This is a genomic window from Xanthomonas sp. DAR33341 (genome assembly GCF_003992815.1).
GTDB classification, from domain to species: Bacteria; Pseudomonadota; Gammaproteobacteria; order Xanthomonadales; family Xanthomonadaceae; genus Xanthomonas; species Xanthomonas cissicola.
On record NZ_QEYV01000042.1, the window covers coordinates 41,759 to 59,309 of the forward strand.

Annotated in this window: 17 protein-coding genes, 2 other RNA genes and 2 pseudogenes; 6 read left to right on the plus strand and 15 right to left on the minus strand. The window is 65.6% G+C overall.

Translation table 11 applies throughout. From position 1 onward, the window contains the following. Positions 1-99 precede the first annotated feature (99 nt). The 6 genes from EO156_RS21960 to EO156_RS21985 form a co-directional block, all read right to left on the minus strand. Positions 100-1,569 carry an aldehyde dehydrogenase gene (locus EO156_RS21960; RefSeq protein WP_016851357.1) on the minus strand — a complete coding sequence of 490 codons (1,470 nt, stop codon included), beginning with the start codon at positions 1,567-1,569 and terminating at the stop codon, positions 100-102. Positions 1,570-1,652: 83 nt separating this feature from the next. Beyond that, positions 1,653-2,480, minus strand: coding sequence for a p-hydroxycinnamoyl CoA hydratase/lyase (locus EO156_RS21965; RefSeq protein WP_005925862.1), 828 nt, complete (start codon positions 2,478-2,480; stop codon positions 1,653-1,655). A gap of 45 nt (positions 2,481-2,525) precedes the next feature. Continuing rightward, positions 2,526-2,999 carry a MarR family winged helix-turn-helix transcriptional regulator gene (locus tag EO156_RS21970; RefSeq protein ID WP_003487488.1) on the minus strand — a complete coding sequence of 158 codons (474 nt, stop codon included), beginning with the start codon at positions 2,997-2,999 and terminating at the stop codon, positions 2,526-2,528. Positions 3,000-3,128: 129 nt separating this feature from the next. Further along, positions 3,129-3,530: a hypothetical protein gene (locus EO156_RS21975; RefSeq protein WP_015472545.1), complete on the minus strand. Its 402-nt coding sequence runs from the start codon at positions 3,528-3,530 to the stop codon at positions 3,129-3,131. 197 nt (positions 3,531-3,727) lie between these two features. Then, the gene (locus EO156_RS21980; protein WP_003487491.1) at positions 3,728-4,450 is read right to left on the minus strand and encodes a hypothetical protein; all 723 of its coding nucleotides are present in this window, start codon (positions 4,448-4,450) and stop codon (positions 3,728-3,730) included. Between the two features lie 81 nt (positions 4,451-4,531). Next, positions 4,532-5,437: an SMP-30/gluconolactonase/LRE family protein gene (locus EO156_RS21985; RefSeq protein ID WP_016851358.1), complete on the minus strand. Its 906-nt coding sequence runs from the start codon at positions 5,435-5,437 to the stop codon at positions 4,532-4,534. Positions 5,438-5,559: 122 nt separating this feature from the next. Between EO156_RS21985 and EO156_RS21990 the strand changes: the two genes are divergently transcribed. Then, complete coding sequence (locus EO156_RS21990; RefSeq protein WP_005917260.1) at positions 5,560-6,669, plus strand: Gfo/Idh/MocA family oxidoreductase; 1,110 nt, start codon at positions 5,560-5,562, stop codon at positions 6,667-6,669. A gap of 240 nt (positions 6,670-6,909) precedes the next feature. After that, a non-coding RNA gene (locus EO156_RS21995) (sX9 sRNA) lies at positions 6,910-6,986 on the plus strand. A gap of 121 nt (positions 6,987-7,107) precedes the next feature. On the opposite strand, the gene rlmM is transcribed toward EO156_RS21995, so the two are convergent. The 3 genes from rlmM to EO156_RS22010 are packed head-to-tail and all read right to left on the minus strand — an operon-like array spanning position 7,108 to position 9,128. Then, the gene (rlmM, locus tag EO156_RS22000; RefSeq protein WP_016851506.1) at positions 7,108-8,151 is read right to left on the minus strand and encodes a 23S rRNA (cytidine(2498)-2'-O)-methyltransferase RlmM; all 1,044 of its coding nucleotides are present in this window, start codon (positions 8,149-8,151) and stop codon (positions 7,108-7,110) included. 36 nt (positions 8,152-8,187) lie between these two features. Next, complete coding sequence (locus EO156_RS22005; protein WP_003487499.1) at positions 8,188-8,748, minus strand: nucleoside deaminase; 561 nt, start codon at positions 8,746-8,748, stop codon at positions 8,188-8,190. Further along, positions 8,748-9,128 carry a hypothetical protein gene (locus EO156_RS22010; protein ID WP_029828133.1) on the minus strand — a complete coding sequence of 127 codons (381 nt, stop codon included), beginning with the start codon at positions 9,126-9,128 and terminating at the stop codon, positions 8,748-8,750. The genes EO156_RS22005 and EO156_RS22010 overlap by 1 nt, the downstream gene beginning before the upstream one ends. A 262-nt stretch (positions 9,129-9,390) precedes the next feature. Here EO156_RS22010 and EO156_RS22015 point away from each other — a divergent pair. Next, positions 9,391-9,466, plus strand: a non-coding RNA gene (locus tag EO156_RS22015) — sX9 sRNA. A gap of 326 nt (positions 9,467-9,792) precedes the next feature. On the opposite strand, the gene EO156_RS22020 is transcribed toward EO156_RS22015, so the two are convergent. From EO156_RS22020 to EO156_RS22030, 3 genes and pseudogenes are all read right to left on the minus strand, one after another. Continuing rightward, on the minus strand, positions 9,793-10,722 hold the full coding sequence (locus EO156_RS22020) for a DMT family transporter (RefSeq protein WP_005917251.1): 930 nt from the start codon (positions 10,720-10,722) through the stop codon (positions 9,793-9,795). A gap of 11 nt (positions 10,723-10,733) precedes the next feature. Beyond that, a pseudogene (locus EO156_RS24485) lies at positions 10,734-10,941 on the minus strand (hypothetical protein). A 162-nt stretch (positions 10,942-11,103) separates the two neighbouring features. After that, positions 11,104-12,843, minus strand: coding sequence for a glutamine--tRNA ligase/YqeY domain fusion protein (locus tag EO156_RS22030; RefSeq protein ID WP_005917248.1), 1,740 nt, complete (start codon positions 12,841-12,843; stop codon positions 11,104-11,106). A 414-nt stretch (positions 12,844-13,257) separates the two neighbouring features. Between EO156_RS22030 and EO156_RS22035 the strand changes: the two genes are divergently transcribed. Together EO156_RS22035 and EO156_RS22040 are read left to right on the plus strand one after the other, a co-directional pair. Continuing rightward, positions 13,258-13,899, plus strand: a complete 642-nt coding sequence (locus EO156_RS22035; RefSeq protein ID WP_016851504.1) for a glutathione S-transferase family protein — start codon at positions 13,258-13,260, stop codon at positions 13,897-13,899. A 1-nt stretch (position 13,900) separates the two neighbouring features. Then, positions 13,901-14,131 carry a DUF2007 domain-containing protein gene (locus EO156_RS22040; protein ID WP_005917243.1) on the plus strand — a complete coding sequence of 77 codons (231 nt, stop codon included), beginning with the start codon at positions 13,901-13,903 and terminating at the stop codon, positions 14,129-14,131. Between the two features lie 141 nt (positions 14,132-14,272). Here EO156_RS22040 and EO156_RS22045 read toward each other — a convergent pair whose 3' ends face one another. Genes EO156_RS22045 through EO156_RS22055 form a run of 3 tightly spaced genes read right to left on the minus strand, consistent with a single transcriptional unit; the run spans position 14,273 to position 17,348 of the window. Further along, on the minus strand, positions 14,273-14,737 hold the full coding sequence (locus EO156_RS22045; RefSeq protein WP_003487509.1) for a response regulator: 465 nt from the start codon (positions 14,735-14,737) through the stop codon (positions 14,273-14,275). After that, the gene (locus EO156_RS22050; RefSeq protein WP_029828141.1) at positions 14,734-16,644 is read right to left on the minus strand and encodes an ATP-binding protein; all 1,911 of its coding nucleotides are present in this window, start codon (positions 16,642-16,644) and stop codon (positions 14,734-14,736) included. The genes EO156_RS22045 and EO156_RS22050 overlap by 4 nt, the downstream gene beginning before the upstream one ends. Beyond that, complete coding sequence (locus EO156_RS22055; protein WP_029828143.1) at positions 16,641-17,348, minus strand: response regulator transcription factor; 708 nt, start codon at positions 17,346-17,348, stop codon at positions 16,641-16,643. Before EO156_RS22055 ends, EO156_RS22050 begins: the two co-directional genes overlap by 4 nt. Positions 17,349-17,454: 106 nt before the next feature. Here EO156_RS22055 and EO156_RS22060 point away from each other — a divergent pair. After that, a pseudogene (locus EO156_RS22060) lies at positions 17,455-17,551 on the plus strand (DUF4440 domain-containing protein); the annotation flags it as partial.

Here is a 17,551-nt window from a genome sequence, read left to right on the forward strand (position 1 = left end):
AGCCACACGTACGCCGGCGAACAGCAGGCAAGCAGTGCGCACTCGGGTGGCGATGTCCATGCCAGCACGCAGGCATGGGCGCGTTCTATCGGCTGTGCGCTAGCTCAGGTAGAGGGTTCTGGTTTCGAGGAAGGCATGCAGGCCTTCGATACCGCCTTCGCGGCCGATGCCCGAGTGCTTGAAGCCTCCGAATGGCATGCTGATATCTACCCACATGCCGTTGATCGCATGACTGCCGCTGCGCACGCGGCGCGCGATGCGATAGGCGCGTTCGGCGTCTTCGCTGTAGATGGTGCCGTGCAAACCGTAGTCGCTGGCATTGGCCTTGGCGATGAGGTCGGCTTCGTCGTGGTAGTCGATGAAGCTCACCACCGGTCCGAAGATTTCCTCGCGCGCAATGGCCATGTCGGGCATCACCTCGGCAAACACCGTCGGTTCGACAAAGAAGCCGCGCGACAGGTGTGCCGGACGGCTACCACCCATGACCAGGCGTGCGCCCTCGGCCTTGCCTTTGGCGATGTAGGACTGCACACGTTCGAGCTGGCGGCCCAAGGCCAACGGGCCCATGCCGGTGTCTGCCGCAAACGGGTCGCCCAGTTTCACTGCGCTCAGTGCCGTGCAATACGCCTGCAGGATTTCTTCGCGGCGCTGCGTCGGCACCAGGACGCGCGTCAATGAGAAGCACACCTGTCCGGCGATCGGCATGGAGTAAGGCACCAAGGTGGGCAGCATCTTCGCGAGGTCGGCATCTTCAAGCACGATTGCGGCCGATTTGCCGCCCAGCTCCAGGCCAACCCGTGCCAGGCGCTCGGCGCAGGCGATGCCGATCGAGCGGCCGGCCTGGGTGGAGCCGGTGAAGCTGACCTTGTCGACGTGCGGGTGGCGGATCAATTGCTCGCCCACCTCGCGGCCGGCGGGGAGCAGGTTGAACACGCCATCGGGCACGCCTGCGGCGCTGATGCACTCGGCCAGGATATAGGCATCGATCGGCGTTTCCGGCGAGGGCTTGGCCACCACCGTGCAACCGGCAGCCAGTGCGGCGGCGACCTTGTAGCACAGCAATACCAGTGGCGCGTTCCAGGGCGTGATTGCGGCGACCACGCCAACCGGCTCCTGCACCACATGCACGCGGCCACCGCTGGGGCGCACACGCGGTTGGACGAATGCATGGGTGGCAATCAGATCGGCGTAGTAATCGAATAGATCCGGCGCCTGCTGCGACGCGCGCTTGCTGAAGCCGAGGGTGGCGCCCACCTGGCCCGTCCATGCTTCGGCCAACTCCGGCATGCGTGCGCGCAAGTGGTCGGCCACCCGCTTGAGCACTACGCTACGCTCTTGCGGGGAGAGCTGCGGCCAGGGGCCGTTGTCGAATGCGCTGCGTGCAGCGGCGATGGCCGCTTCGGTATCTGCGTGCGAGGGTTCGGTGTAGCGCCGCAGCCGTTCTTCGGTGTGCGGCGCGATCACATCGACGGTGCGATCGCCGGTGCTTGCGCGCCATTGCCCATCGATAAACAGGCCCAGTGGACCCCTTGCGGCGATCCCGCGCAGCGTTTCGGACAAGGCTTCCATACTCCCTCCTCGGTGCAGAAAACCACTGGCAGCGCCAGCGATGCACGCACACCGCGCACCGCTTCGGACGCCGTAGGACGCGCTTACGCGCTGTGTTTGCTGAGGTCGTACTCGCCCAGGCCGGGCTTGTAGCTCTTCTCGTCGATGAACTGACGAATGCCTTCCTTGCGGGCGTTGTTGTCGAACGAGTTGGCCGCTTCCTGCATGCGTACCAGGTAATCTTCGGCTTCGTCGTAAGTCATGGTGCCGACGCGGCGCACCGCATCCTTGGCGTACTTGAGCGCGACCGGGTTCTTGCGCAGCAGCAGTTCGGCCACCTCGCGGGTGCGGGCTTCCAGGCGTTCCAGGGGCACGCTTTCGTTGACCAGGCGCCACTCGGCCGCCTTCTTGCCATCCACCATTTCGCCGGTCAGCGTCATCCACATCGCATCGCGCATCGACAGCAGTTCCACCGCGACCTTGGTGACGCCACCACCGGGCAGGATGCCCCAGTTGATTTCCGACAGGCCGAACTGCGCCTCATCGGCGGCAATCGCCAGGTCGCAGGCGAACAGCGGGCCGAAGCCGCCACCGAAGCACCACCCGTTGACCATGGCGATGGTCGGCTTCTGATACCAGCGCAGGCGACGGAACCAGCCATACGATTCACGCTGCGAGCGCCGCACGCCGCGCAGGCCCTGCGCTTCGGTTTCGCGGAAATATTCCTTCAGGTCCATGCCCGCCGACCAGGCGGTGCCTTCGCCGCCGAGCACCAGCACGCCGACGTTGTCGTCGAATTCCAGTTCGTCCAGCACGTCCATCATGCGGCGGTTGAGCGCCGGGCTCATCGCATTGCGCTTGTCGGGGCGAGCGAACTTCACCCAGGCGATGCGGTTTTCGATGCGAACCGATACCACGTCATGCTCGTTCAAGCGGCGTCTCCTTCGAGTCGTGAGAGTGCTGATGTGTCGATGGGCTCAGAAAGCTTCGGCCAACGCGCTATCTGGCGCGGCGGCGCGCTCCAGTGCAGCGCTGGCGTTCAACTTGCAGAGCAGGCGCAGCAGGGTCTGTTGTTCGCTGGCCTGCAGGCCGGTGCAGGTGCGTTCGCCTGCGCGCGCCAGGCAGCCCTGTGCAACCAGCAGCGTGCGCTCGCCCGAGTCGGTCAGGTACAGGCCCTTGCTGCGACGGTCGCGGCCGGCCAGGCGTTCGATCAGGCCTTGCTCGGCCAGCGCATTGGCGATCTTCATGCCGGCGGCGCGGTTGACCAGCAGACGGTTGCCTAGCTCGGTCTGGTCGCAGCCGGGTTGGTCGCGGATGTGGATCAACGCGGTCACACGCGCCGGGGTGAGCTGTAGCTCGGCCAATTCCTGGCGCGCGGCGTGGCTGGAGGCCAGGGCGGCCAGTTGCAGCTGGTAGCCAAGGTCGGCGGCAAGTGAAAGGCGAGCAGTCATCGGTCCGTCCAGATTGTATCCGTTAAATACAATCTAGCCGACCCAAGCGGGCCCTGCAAGAGGGTGCGATGGCATGACGCGAAGCGCAGTACGCGGTTGCGTAGTGCAGCCGCGCCTGCCATACGACGATCAGCGAATCAGCCAGCCGGCGAGCTGTTCGCGGGTCAGGTAACCGCTGTGACGGGTGTCGAGCGCGTCGAATTCATCGGCCAGGGCAGGGTTGGCCTGCGCCTCTGCACGGCTGATGCGCCCATCGCCATCGGTATCCATGGCCTCAAAATCGATGCGATAGCTGCCGACCACGCTGCTGGGCTGGATCGAACGCACGATCACGCTGGATTGGCCGCGCGGGCGCTCCAGTTCGGTTTGATGGGTGACCTCGCCACTGGAGAGCGGCTGGGTGCGGATGGCACTGGGCACGTCGATCAGCGGCATGCTGCTGGCAGGCGTGGGCGCCTGTTGCGCCTGTGCGGCAGTGCAGAGCAATAGCGACAGCGTGGAGACGAGTGTGGCAATACGGCGAGTGGTCATCAGATCCCCCTGATGCGGAACAGTCCACAAGCATAGAGCCTGGCGGCCTCGCGCTGTGCGTGACGATGGCGCGGCGCTTGGCGACGGGATGCGTTTTTCGAAGGTCACAGCGGGCGAACATGCCTTGTCGCGATGTTGCGTCGTGGCCCTGAGCGAGCACTGCGCAGCGCATCGCGCAGTGCTCTGGTGAGCGCCACTCAGCCGGGGATGAAGGGGAACACGATCTTCAGCAGCCCCTTCAGGCCGCCCTCCGCCGTGCTCGTCACCGCCTTGGCACCCAGGCTGTTGAGTGCGCGACGCACGTCGTCCCAGCGCAGCTGCGCGATGTCCTTCTTGAGCAGATCCGACACCTCTTCTGCGGTGGGCGTGAGCTTCTGCAATGCGCGAACGGTGGCTTGCGGATCCGGTTGCAGGTAGCCCCAGCGCTCGGCGATTTTCAGCAGCGTGTCGAAGCGCACCGCGACCACTTCGCGATTGCGTTCGTACACCGGCAGCGCACCGACATCGAGAATGGCTTGTTCGAACTGTTGCGCGTCGTCGGGATGTTCGATGCGCACCGCCAAAAAGCCTTCCTTGCGGCTGCGTTCGCTGACGTGTTTTGCGCCGGAGCGCAGATTGTCTTCGGTGAGCACGTTGGCAACGATCCGCTGCATCGCGGCGTCGCCCTCTTCGGGCACCAGCGAGCGCCAACGCGCATAGCCATCGCGCCGCAATGCCTTGACCTTGGCCGAGGTCACCCGCAACTGCAAAGCGACCGCTGCGTTGGAGCTGTTGCGCGAGATGGCGCCATCGCGTTCGAGCAGCACGAAGATCAGCAATTCCAGGTCACGCTTGGTCAGCGACTGAAACCCCTGCAACAGGGTTAGGCGCAGAAATTCGCTGCCGAAGGCGGCCGCGTCCTTCAATTCGATCGGTTGCATGGGGAGTCCTCCACAGGTGACCTGCAGGATGCCATCACGCTGTTGCGCGGCCTGAGAACCAATGCGACGCACACGCCAGTTTCAATGTCCGGTTTCGCGCCCGCGACGATCGGACCTGAACGTTTCAACTGCGCCACGGTCCTGCAAGGTGACGAACACCTGCTTTCCGTCTGCGCCGCCGAAGGCCACGTTGCTGGCCTTGCGCCCCTTCAATGCAACCGTGCGCAGCAGCTTGCCCTGCGGCGACACCACTGCAATTTTCCCGGCATCGTAGCGGGCGATGTACAGATTGCCGTCGGCATCGCAGCGCATGCCGTCCATGCCGAAATCGGGAAAGCTGATCAGCAGCCGTTTGTTGCGCAGGCCGCCGTCGCTGCCGCGGTCGTAGACCCACACCTTGCGCGACATACTTTCGTTGACATACAGCTGTTTGCCGTCGGGGCTGACGTCCAGGCCGTTGGGTGTGGTCATCCCTGCTTCCAGCAGCCGCACCCCGCCGTTGCGACCGATGTGCCACAAGCGCCCGCTATTGTCCTTCCAGTTCGGATCGCTGGCGTAGAAGCTGCCATCGGGCGCCAGCGCCAGATCGTTGGGGCCATCTGCCTCGGGCAACGCCGCGAACGTACTCACCGCGCGCGTCTGCATGTTGACCTGCAGGATCTTGTGGCCGGTGTAATCGGCGACATACATGGTGCCGTCGCGAAAGCGGATGCCATTGCCGGTGCTTCCCTCGGGCAAGGTGACGAACACCTCGGCAGGTGCGCTGCCGTCCGCCTGCAGCGCAATGCGCGCGATGGTGCCGTCCTTGCCCAGGTTCACCGCGTACAGCGCGCCATCCGGACCAGTCGCCGGGCCTTCGGCATTGTGCGTGAATGCGCCATCGCCGATCAGATCGCGCGCAACGAACGGTTTGTCGGCAGCGATGGCGAGCGAACTGGACAACAGCAGCGCCAGCGGCAAACGGCCAAGATGGGCAACGACGGTCATGCGCAATGCTCCTGAGTGATCGCCAGCAGTGTGCCAGAACGTGCAGCGCCACCATGGCGGTGATCACACCCGATCAAGTAAGGTGCGCGAGCAGTATGCCCACACTCGCTAAGGAGGTTTGCATGTCCGTGGAATCGATCACACGTCGCCGCTTGCTTGCCGCCTTTGGCGGTGCAGGCATCCTGCTCGCTGCACCGACGTGGGCAGTGCCGAAGAAAAAGCCCGGAAAACCGCTCAATGTCGCGTTGGTCGGGTTGGGTAGTTATGCCAGCGAACAGCTCGCGCCCGGTCTGGCGCTGACCAAGCATTGCAAGCTCGCCGGTATCGTCACCGGCACGCCGTCGAAGATTCCGCAGTGGCAGTCCAAGTACGGCATCGCCGACCGCAATGTCTACAGCTACGAGAACTTCGATCGCATCGCCGACAACGACGACATCGATGTGGTGTACATCGTCACGCCCACGCATCTGCATGCGCCGCTGACCTTGCGTGCGGCTGCCGCAGGCAAGCACGTGTGGTGCGAAAAGCCGATGGCGATGCATGCCGGTGAATGCGAGGCGATGATTGCTGCCTGCAAACGCAACAAGGTGGCGCTGACGATCGGCTACCGCATGCAGCATGAGCCAAACACGCGGCGCGTGATTGCGATGGCCAGCGAAAAACCGTTCGGTGCGATGCAACGCGTGCGTGCCGAGGCCGGGTACAACGGTTATCAAGGCACTGCCAAGGCCGACCGCCCATGGCGGTTGCGTTCGCAGTTCGGTGGTGGCGCGATGTACGACATGGGCGTGTATCCGCTCAATGCCGCGCGCTACACCGTGGGTGCCGAGCCGCTGGCGGTGACCGCCAAACGCTGGACCGACCGACCCGATCTGTTCGATGAAGTCGACGAGCACATGGACTTCACCCTGGAGTTTCCCAATGCGGTCCGGGCCGAGTGCAAGACCAGCTTCGGCAAGAACATGAATGTGCTGCGTGCCGAATGCGAGCGCGGTTGGTACGAATTGTCGCCGTTCCAGAGCTATCAGGGCGTGACCGGCAAGGCCAGCGATGGACGCGTGTTCGACGCCAAGGTGCCGCATCAGCAGGCGCTGCAGATGGACGAAGACGCGCTGGCGATCATGAACGGCACACCATTACGTGCGCCGGGCGAAGAAGGCCTGCGCGACATCCGTATCGTCGATGCGATCTATCGCTCGGCGCGCGAGGGCAGCAAGCGCATCGTGCTGTAAGGGTGGCCGGCTCCGCCGATTGGCGGAGTGCGGGCGCTGCATGCGCTGAGCAGTGGGCTGGCTCAGCGTAGGCTGCACGATGCAGTGCGGACGCGTTGCATTGCTTGGTGAGCGCTGCTGCGCGCTCGTGGCTGACCACGAGCGCCGGCTATGCGAGTGAAATGCTTCAGTCAGGCTTAGAGCGACTAACAAAACGACCGCGCAGCCGCCAGGCGGGCGTGGCCGGTGCTCGGAATCGGCATGTACCACTCGTACACTCCGGTTCTGAGCGCGCCGTCCGCGCCCACCTGACAGCTGCTCGCTACGTTTTGTTAGCCGCTCTTATTCGAGAACAGGTGCCCAGCGCACGGCGGACTGCATCGCCGATCGATCGCATGATCGAAGCACTCTTGATGACTCTCCGTCCCAGTCCCACCCTTTTCCGAATTCCGATTCAGCTCAATCCCGCATCGCCAGCACCGTGATCTCCTCGCGATCGTGATACAGCTGCTTGGCGCGCACGCTCAATGATCTCTCGGCCTGTTGCTCGAACAGGTCCAGGCACAGACGGGTCTCGTCCCAGCGCTTTTTCATCGGTAGCTTGAGGTTGAAGATGGTGTTGCGGCACCAACCTTCGCGCACCCAGGTCGCCATGCGTTCGGCCACGCGGCGCGGTTGCTCGACCATGTCGCAGACCATCCAGTCCAGCGGTTGCGTGGGCTTCCAGTGAAAGCCGTCGGCACGCAGGTGTTCCACCAGCCCGGTCTCCAGCACATGCTCGCGCAGCGGGCCGTTGTCCACGCTGGTGACGTGCACGTGCTGCCGCGTCAGTACCCAGGTCCAGCCGCCGGGCGCAGCGCCCAGATCGGCCGCACGCATGCCCGGCTTGACCAGTGCATCGCGTTCTTCGGGCGTGAGCAGCGTCAGCAAGGCTTCGTCGAGCTTGAGGGCAGAGCGCGAGGGCGCTTCCGGCAGCAATTTCAGGCGTGGAATGCCCAGTGGCCACGGGGCGCTGTCGGCGCGGTCGGCCACCGCAAGCAAGGCGTGGTCGCCGTCGAGAAAACAGACGTGCAACCGAGGTTGGCGCGGCTGCGGCTTGTCGGTGAGCAGGCCGGCCTTGCGCAGAGCCGGGCGCAGCGCATTGCCGAAGCTGCGCGCCAGGCCCGCCAGCGGCTTGCCCGCGTCCGAATCCGGGTGTTCCACCCACAGATCGCCAAAGCGCTGCTGCCCGTCCAACGCGGCCAGGATCGGCGTGATGCGGTCCTTGGGGTCGATACCTTTCAGCTCGGCAATCACCACCAGCTTCTGCCGGGCGAAGATCAACTCGCGCCACTGCAGTTTTGCTGCAAGTTGCGCGGCTTCGTCGCAGACGAACAATACATAGCCGTCGTTGCGTTGGGTGCGCGCATAGCCGGCAATGCCGACGAATGCGGCGCGCACACTCAATTCTGCGGCCAGCTCAGGTTCGAAACCCTGCCGGCAGTAACACAGCAGGCCGCTCATCGCTGCACCTGCAGGGCGCCCGCTGCGCCCGCGACATCAGTAATGGTCACCGCCGCCCTCGCCGTAGTTGCGCAGCACTGCACACGCCTGGTCGCGCAGTACGTCGCGCACCACCTCGATGCCGCGGCGGCTCAGTTCACCCACCCAGTCGGCCGGCAATGGGCCTTCGTCGAATTGCGTCAGCGCCATCACGTCGTCGGCGCGCGCGCCGATCAGCAGGCGGTCGATGCCGGCCCACACGGTGGCGCCGTAGCACTGGCAGCACGGCTGCGCGGAGGTAGCCAGCGTCACCGGCGACAGCACATCGTTCAAACGCGGTGTCTGCAAGCGCTGTTGCGCGAGCATGTAAGCCATGTTTTCGGCATGCGCCAGCGAGGTGGTCTGCGGCACCACACGGTTCACTGCGGCGGCAATGATGCGGTGGTCCGGGCCGAACACCACCGCGCCGAACGGGCCGCCGCTGCTTTCGCGCACATTCATCCGTGACAGCTCGATCGCCAGGGCCACCTTGTCCTCATCGCCGGGATAGGCGCGGCTGTCGTCGACATGCGCGTGGATCCAGTCGGGCAGGGTGAGGTGGACGTGCGCGTGAAGCATCAGTGGACCGTTTCTGTAGGGGGAGTGGCGGGGCGCAGTGTATCGGCCTGCGCGTCCTTTGCGGCACATTGGCCGGCGACGCACTGGCAGGCGCTGATCTCGCGGAAGCCGCACACGCTCATCATGCCGCCAGCCTGGCATTGCGCCAGTACGCCTTTGGGATCGGTGGCGCTGTTGACGTTGACGCAGGCTGGAAACGCACCGCAACAGTTGCCGACGTTCTTCACCGTGCAATCGGCATCGGTGCGGCAGGTGGTGGTGACGATGACCGCTTTGCCGGCTGCCGGGCCGCTTGTCGAGCCGGTTGCCGGAGGCGGCGCGGCGGTATCGGCCGGTGGTGCGGCCACGCAGCCAGTCGACCCAAGACAGGCCAGCAGCAATAGCATGTTCAGACACCGGGACAAAAGACGCGACATGCGGCCGCTCCGATCAGAATAGGTGAGCGGCCATGGTAAGCCCCGGATGCGCGGATGTGGCGCGCGCTGGATCAGTTACGACCATCACGCGATCCAGGTCTTGCGCGCGTTGCGGCTGATGACGCTAGCGACGGCGTGGCGTGTGACCGAAACACCTGCAGCCTTGGAGCAGCTAACAAGACTACTGTGCAGCCGCTAGGCGGGCGCGTCCGCTGCTCGGGTCGGCATGCGCCACCCGTACACTTCGGTTGCTCCGCGCCGTCCACCCCCAGCTGACGGCTGCTCGCGAGGTTTTGGTAGCCGCTCTTGGTGTAGTCAACGCCGTCTGCGCAGTGCCCGGTGGCAGCGCGTGGCAACATCCAGTTGCTGCATGCTTTCGTCGCGGCGATCGCTGGGTAGATCGTCATCTGGCCGACCCGGAAGAAGCGTACAGAACACCTCGGCCGGGGTCGCCGCGTTCGAGACGGGCTGCTGCGGCGAGCAGGCCGTCAGGCCGATCGACAGCGAAAACACCGCGCTGCGCCATGTGTTTGCAGGTGGGCGTAAGCATGGTGGTGGGAGGCACATGGCGGCATCGCTGGCTGACACAGCCTGCAATCTAGGCCGATGCGCGCATCAGGTGCCGAGGTCATTTCGCTTCCGCATGCAGTGCTGCGCACCACAGCACGCCGACCAGCAGGCAGGCGATGGCGGCCAGCTCCAGTGGCGTAGGCAGGCGCATTTCCCAGGCGAAGCCGTACAGCAGCGCAAACACCGTCTCGAACACGATCATCTGCCCGACCAGGGTCAGCGGCAGCACGCGGCTGGCACGATTCCACAGCGCGTTGCCGATGATCGAGGCCAGGATGCCCAGCAACAGCGACACGCCCCAGAAACTGGCCCACTCGAGCGGTGCATGCGCTGCACTGCCGATGAGGGCCGCCGGCGCCAGCAACAACGCCAGTGCGCCGGTCACCACGCCGGTCAGCAGCGACCAGTCGCCCCCGGACAGATCCGGGCGCCGCCGCAACCAGCGTGCGTTGGCGATCGAATAGGCCGACCACGACACCAGCGCACCCGCCGCGCACAGCAGGCCGGCGATCCGCGTCAGGCGATCGTTCGCCTGCTGGCCGGAGTCGTCCTGCACGGTGTCCAGTGCCACCAATGTCACGCCGATCACGCACAGCACGCAGGGCGCGGCCAGACGTCGCAATTGCACCGCACCGGCGGCACGCGTCCCGATCACGGTGACCACCACCGGCAACAGCCCGATGATCAACGCAGTTGCCGCGCTGCCCGCCCACTGCACGGCGCTGCCAAGCAGCACGTAATAAACCAGATTCCCCATCAGGCTCAAACGCACCAGTGCCCACCATTCGGCAGCGCCCAGCCGGCCAGCGGTCTGCCGCGCGCGTGGCGCCAGCAGCAAGGCCGCCACCACGCCATACGAGAGATACCGCGCCACCGCCAATTGCAGCGGCGTAAAAGCGCCCAGCAATTGCGGTGCCAGAAACACCAGCCCCCACAGCGCACCCGCACCGATTCCGCAGGCGACACCCACCATCAAGCGTTCACGCATCGTGCTGTTCCTCAGGGCGTGCATTGCAGCGTGCCGTGCGGCAGGGAGTTGATCAAGACGAGCGCTGCAGATGTATGCAACACCGGGACGCCGCAGCGGTGCGCTGTTCCAGCGGCTGTGATGTCGTCGGCCACGCGCACAGCGCCGCGTGGGAACGATGGCACGGTGCAATGCAGTGGGATGTCTTCGCAGTGCGTGCACCACCGCCAAAACCGTGATGGTCTGGAGCGATCCACGGCGTGACTGGCAGTGTGCGACGCATCGGCGCTGCGGCGGAGAAGGGGCGTGATGACGCAGATGCCGCCTCTGCAGCCGCGCACCCGCCGCCCGATCTCGGTAGCAGCGACGCCCGCCTTGCAAGGGCGCCGCTGTCCTGCGCGGTTACTTGGCCCATGTGTCGCGCAAGGTCACGCTGCGATTGAAAACCGGTGTGGCTGCGCTATGGTCGCGACGGTCGGCAACGAAGTAACCGGTGCGTTCGAACTGGAACGCCTGCTCGGGCGCTGCCATCGCAGCGCTCGGCTCTACGTACCCGCGCACGTTGCGCTTGGACTCGGGGTTCAGGTAATCGCGGTAGGTCTTGCCCTCGGACTCGTCGTCAGGCTTCTCCACCGAAAACAGGCGGTCGTACAGGCGGATTTCCGCTTCCACCGCGTGTGCCGCGCTGACCCAGTGGATGGTGCCCTTGACCTTGCGGTTGGCGCCTTCCATGCCCGGGCGCGATTCCGGATCCAGCCAGCCGCGCAGTTCGACGATCTCGCCGTCAGCGTTCTTGATCACCTCGTCCACGCGCGCAATGCCCGCGCCGCGCAAGCGGATTTCGCCGCCCGGCACCAGGCGCTTCCAGCCCTTTGGCGGAACCTCGGCGAAATCCTCGCGCTCGATCCACAGCTCGCGCGCAAACGGCACCTCGCGTGTGCCGAAGCTGTCGTCCTTGGGGTGGTTGGAAAACTGCAGCGTTTCGGTGTGGCCTTCCGGCAGGTTGGTCAGCACCAGCTTGAGCGGGTCGATCACGGCCATACGGCGCGGCGCCGCTGCGTCCAGATCCTCGCGCAGGCAACCTTCCAGCACCGAGAAATCGATCAGCGAGTTCTGCTTGCTGATGCCCACGCGGTCCACGAACAGGCGCATCGCCGCCGGCGTATAGCCACGCCGGCGCAGGCCCTGCAGCGTGTACATGCGCGGGTCGTCCCAACCGTCCACCAGCTGCTCTTCCACCAGCGCGGTGAGCTTGCGCTTGCTCATCACCGTGTAGTTGATGTTGAGGCGCGAAAACTCGATCTGACGCGGCTTGGCCGCTTCGCGCGGCAGGCCCTTGTCCAGCAGCGGCTGCAGCAGTTCCGGATGGCCGACCAGGTCCACCTTGTCCACGCACCAGTCGTACAGCGGGCGGTGGTCTTCAAATTCCAGCGTGCACAGCGAGTGGGTGATGCCTTCCACCGCATCGCCGAGCGAATGCGCGAAGTCGTACATCGGGTAGATCGGCCAGGCGTTGCCGGTGTTCTGATGCTCCACATGCTTGATGCGGTACAGCGCCGGGTCGCGCAGGTTGATATTGCCGCTGGCCATGTCGATCTTGGCGCGCAGCGTACGCGCGCCGTCGGGGAATTCGCCGGCACGCATGCGCGCGAACAGGTCCAGGTTTTCTTCGACGCTGCGCTCGCGGAACGGCGAATTGCGGCCGGGTTCGGTCAGCGTGCCACGGTATTGGCGCACCTGTTCTGCGGAGAGATCGCACACGAAGGCATGACCATCGCGGATCAGCTTCTGCGCGGCCAGGTAATACACCTGGAAATAATCCGAGGCGTGGCGCAGCTGCGCCCAGTCATAGCCCAGCCAGCGCACGTCGTCCTGGATGGCCACCACGAACTCGGGGTCTTCCTTGGCCGGGTTGGTATCGTCCAGGCGCAGGTTGCACAGCCCGCCGAACTCGGCGGCCAGGCCGAAATCCAGGCAGATCGCCTTGGCATGGCCAATATGCAGGTAGCCGTTGGGCTCGGGCGGGAAGCGGGTGCGGATGACCGTGTGCTTGCCGCTGGCCAGATCCTCGCGGACGATCTGGCGGATGAAGTCTTTCTTCTCCGCCGGGGCGGTGGCGTCGGTGGCTAGGGTCTCGGACATGCGCGCATCAGCAATAGGTAAACCGCAAGTTTAGGCGGTGGCACCGGTTAGGGGTAGGCGCGGGGTGCGGAGGGGCGGCGTGGGGCCAGTGGTTTCGGCGTGGCCTGGGTGCCGGATAGCCTCTGCAGGCTGCGCCGGCGATGCATGGTTCGGTCGCTGCCAGCCGTCACGATGCAACCCAGGCGCGCCAGGCGGCGCAGGCGGGCCTGGCGAGCAGGCGGTCGGCGCCCAGTGCGCAGCAACCACGGTACAAGGCCCTCTTTCAGGTCAGGCTTGGCCTCATTCACGCGCTTGGTCCGCAAGCGCTGCCTTGCGCGCGCGCTGCAGGACAAGGCGTGCCTTGCGGCCGGGCATGGCTGGCGGGCATCGGCCGTGACGCGTACGCTGCGCCGACCCCGTTGGAGCGCTCCTGCGATGCCACTGCCCCGTCTGGTGATCGGCGACAAGACCTTGTCTTCCTGGTCGTTGCGGCCGTGGCTGCTGTTGCGACACTTCAAGGTGCCGTTCGAGGAAGTCGCGCTGCCGCTTGCGACGCCCGAATTCCAGGCGCGCATAGCCGGGTATTCGCCGACCCGCCAGGTGCCGGTGCTCTGGGACGACGCCTTGCATGTGTGGGATTCGCTGGCGATCTGCGAGTACATCAACGAGCGTTGGCTGGCCGGCCGCGGCTGGCCGGCCGACCTGGCCGTACGCGCGCAGGCACGCGCTGCCGCGGCGGAAATGCATTCCGGTTTTGCAGCCCTGCGCAGCCAACTGCCGATGAATCTGGCCCGCACGCCAGGCCCGGCGCAATGGGACGCGGCCGCCGAGCGCGACATCGCCCGCGTCCAGGCGCTGTGGGCCAGCCTGCGTGCCGAACACGGTCGCGCCGGGCAATTCCTGTGTGGCGACTTCGGCATCGTCGATGCGATGTTCGCGCCGGTGGCGCTGCGCTTTTTCAGCTACGGTGTGCCGCTGTTCGAAGCGGCCGGCGATTATCTGGCGGCGCTGGACGCGTTGCCGGCGCTACGCGACTGGCGCAACGGCGCGCAGCGCGAACGCGCAGCGCGCGGCTGAGATGCAGATCGCCTACCGCGCCAGTCACCTCATCGATGCGCATCTGGCCAAGCACGCTCTGGAAGATGCCGGCATCACCGCGTTCGTCTTCGGTGAATCGCTGCTGGGCGGTGCCGGCGAGCTGCCCGCCTTCGGCGTGCTGCAGGTCTGCGTGGCCGACGTGCATCTCAGCCAGGCCCAGGCGGTGCTGGCAGAGATCGGCTTGTGCGGGCAGGTCACCCGCGCGCTGTAGCGCAGCGCCAGTCGTAGGAGCGCACCCGGGCGCGACGAGGCTCTGCCGATAAACGCCACGTCGCGCCCAGGTGCGCTCCTGCGCTGGTGTTATCGGCAAAGCCCCGGTCGCGCCCAGGTGCGCTCCTACGATGTATGCGCGTCATTCCTGCTGACGCCACCCCGGCGGCGCTGCATCCGGCGCGGCCAATGCGCGCAGGCGCTTGAACAACACCGTGGTTTCGGCCACGTTCCAGACCCGCAGTGCGACTTCGAAAGTATCCAGCGGCTTGGTCAAAAAGTCCTTGGCGCCCAGGCCCAGGGCGCGGTGGCGCGCGCTGCGGCTGGGGTCGGCGGTCAGCACGATCACCGGCAGGAACTGGCCCGGGTCTGACAGCCGCGCCAGCTGTTCCAGCAGCGCGTAGCCGTCCAACTCGGGCATCTTCAGATCCAGCAGGATCAGGTCCGGCGCGAATGCCGAGACCAGGCCCATGACCCGCAACGGATCAGTGGTGGCGATCACTTGCTGGAAGCCTTCGCGTTGCAGCAGGTCTTCGAGCAACCGCACGTTGGCCGGCTCGTCGTCGACGATGAGGATGCGGGAACCGAGGATTTCGTCGCGTGTCATGCCAGCAACCCGTCGATCACGGTGAAGAATTCCGCCACATCGAGCGGCTTGGTCAGATACGCGCGCACGCCTTGATTGCCTACGCGCGCCAGTGTGGCGGTGGTGGCGTCGGCACTGATCACCACCACCGGGATGGCCCCCAGGGCCGGCTGCGCCTGCAATTCGCGCAACAGCTCTTCGCCGTTGCCATCGGTCAGGTGCAGGTCCAGCAGAATCAGATCCGGCGCGCCGTGCTGCAATAGCGCACGCGCCTGCGCCAGGCTGGCCGCTTCGAGCAGCTGCCACTGCGGGCGACGCTCTGTGAGCGTGCGGATCAACGCCTGATTGGATGGATTGTCTTCGATGCTCAACAGCCGGCACACGCTGCTGCCGGCACTGCTCGGCGGCACCAGCGGCCGCGCCGGTTCGCTGTGCTGATGCTCGCCCTGCGGCAGCGAAATCCAGAACCGCGCGCCATCGCTGCTGCTGTCCACGCCGATCTGTCCACCCATCGCCTCGATCAAACGCTTGCTCAGCGCCAACCCCAACCCGGTGCCTTCCACCGCAGAGCGCTCGGCGCCCAACCGCTCGAACGGGGTAAACAGGCGTTCGATCTGGGCCGGGGTCAGCCCCGCGCCCTGGTCGGCCACGGTGATACGCACCTGCTCGCCATCGGCCTGCGCGCTCACCTGGACCTGCCCGCCAGTACGATTGAACTTGACCGCGTTCGACAGCAGATTGAGCAGCACCTGGCGCAGCCGCTGCGCATCGGCGCGCACCGTCCACGGTCCGTCGATGGATGCCGGTTGCAGCGCAATGCCATGCTTGTCGGCATCCGGTGCGATCAGTCCCAAGGCTTCGTGCACGGCCGCGCGTACCGAGATCGGCTCCGGGCTCAGATCAAGTTGATCGGCTTCGATACGCGCGATGTCCAGCAGCTCGGTGATCAACCCGAGCAAGTGCCTGCCGGCACCCAGAATGTGCCGCAGATGCCGTCGATGACCCGGCTCGGGCAGATCCATTTCCAGCACCTGCGCATAGCCCAGGATCGCATTGAGTGGAGTCCGCAGTTCATGGCTGCTGCGCGAGAGAAATTCGGTTTTTGCGCGGTTGGCGGTTTCGGCCTCGCGCCGCGCCAGCTGCGCTTCGGCTGCGCGTGCGGCCAACAGTTCGCTGGCTTGCGCCAGGCGCTGCCCGACCTGGCCCAGTTCGTCGCCGGCACGCGGTTGCGGCGCTAGCGGCAGGCCTTCGCCCAGCCGGTCGGCGTTGGCGGCCAGGGTGCGCAGGCGCCCGGACAATGCCGAGGCGAACCATGCCACCGCAAATACCGCGCCCAGCCCGCCCAGCATCGCCGCGCTCAAGGTGATGATGAGGTTGCGCTGGCGCAGCCCCTGCGCCTTGGCGGTACGCACCTGCAACTGCGCGGTTTCGTAATTGCGCAATTCGCGCAGCTCCGCACGCAGGATGTCGAGTTTGTACTTGCCATCCCACAGTTGCCGAATCTCTTCTTCGCGGCTCAGATCCGGGGCCAGCAATCGGCGCCAACCCTGCATTTTTTCCGCAAAAAGTGGCTTGATGCGCGCAAAGCGCTGCGCTTGGCTGGGGTCGGTGATACGTTGCGAAAGACGGTCGGCTACGCGCTGCAGCCGCGGCTCGGCATCGCGATACGGGGTCAGAAATTCATCGCGCCGCACCAACCGATAGCCGCGCACGCCGGCCGCGGTTTCGGCTAACAGTGCGTGCGCTTCGTACAGATCGCTGAGCACTTCCAGGGTCTGCCGCACGTCGTTTTCGGCGGCGATGTTCTGCCGTTCCACGCTGTAGATCGCCATCAATGCAACGGCCAGCAACAGCAATGGCAGGGTGACGACCGCCAGGCTTTTGCGGGTAATCGGCCAATCGTTCCAACGCACCGCCAATGCATTCATAGCGCAAGTCCGGATTGGACCGCGTACACCGCGGCCTGGGTGCGATCTTTTACCTCAAGTTTCTGCAGGATTCGCTCCACGTGCACTTTGACCGTGCCGGGAGAAATCCCCAGTTCAGCTGCGAGGGTCGCGTTAGTGAGTCCGCGCGGGAGCAACGACAACACCTGTTTTTCGCGCTTGCTCAGCGCGCCCAGACGGTCGTCCTGCAGCGGTTTGCGCCGCCGTGTGGCAACCGGTTTGGCCGGTTCCGCCACCATCGCCGGCAGCAGCAGCGCGAACGCCTGCAGCGCCTGCACGTCGTCATTGCCGGGGGCCGGGCGGCCTTCGCTCCAGGCCACGCAAAGCATGCCGTGCGTGGTGCCCAGCGCGTGGATCGGCACCCTGGCTTCGCGGATATCGGACGGGCGCGGTGGCATCAACCAGACCGCCTCATGGCCGTCGCCGGCGGCGCTGGCCCCGGGCGGCAATGCACGGCCGCGGCTGGCCAACACTTGCGCGCGCGGGCCGCGCTGCGCCAGCACTGCGCCGTGTTCCAGGCCCAGTAGCAGCAGCACCCGCCCGAGGACCGCATCGCAGGCCTGCTTGGGACTCTGCACCTGGCGCAGTGCAACGGCAGCTTCCCAAAGCGCCTGCCAACGCGCGCTATCGGAGGCCTCGCGGCGCAAGGTCAGGCGCCAATCGCCAGCATTGGTGGGGGTCTCCATAGTTTCGCTCTAGGCCGATCAGCATATTTGAGTATATGCCACTCGGCAGAATTGTTGGGGCTGCTTGATTTCGATACTGAGCCTGCCCGATGCGGCACCCCCATCAATCACACGGAGATTCCCCATGCGTCGCACACTCTTCTCTCTGGTTCTGGCTCTGGCTGCCACCCCGGCGCTGGCTGGCGGCGTGATGCATTACACCG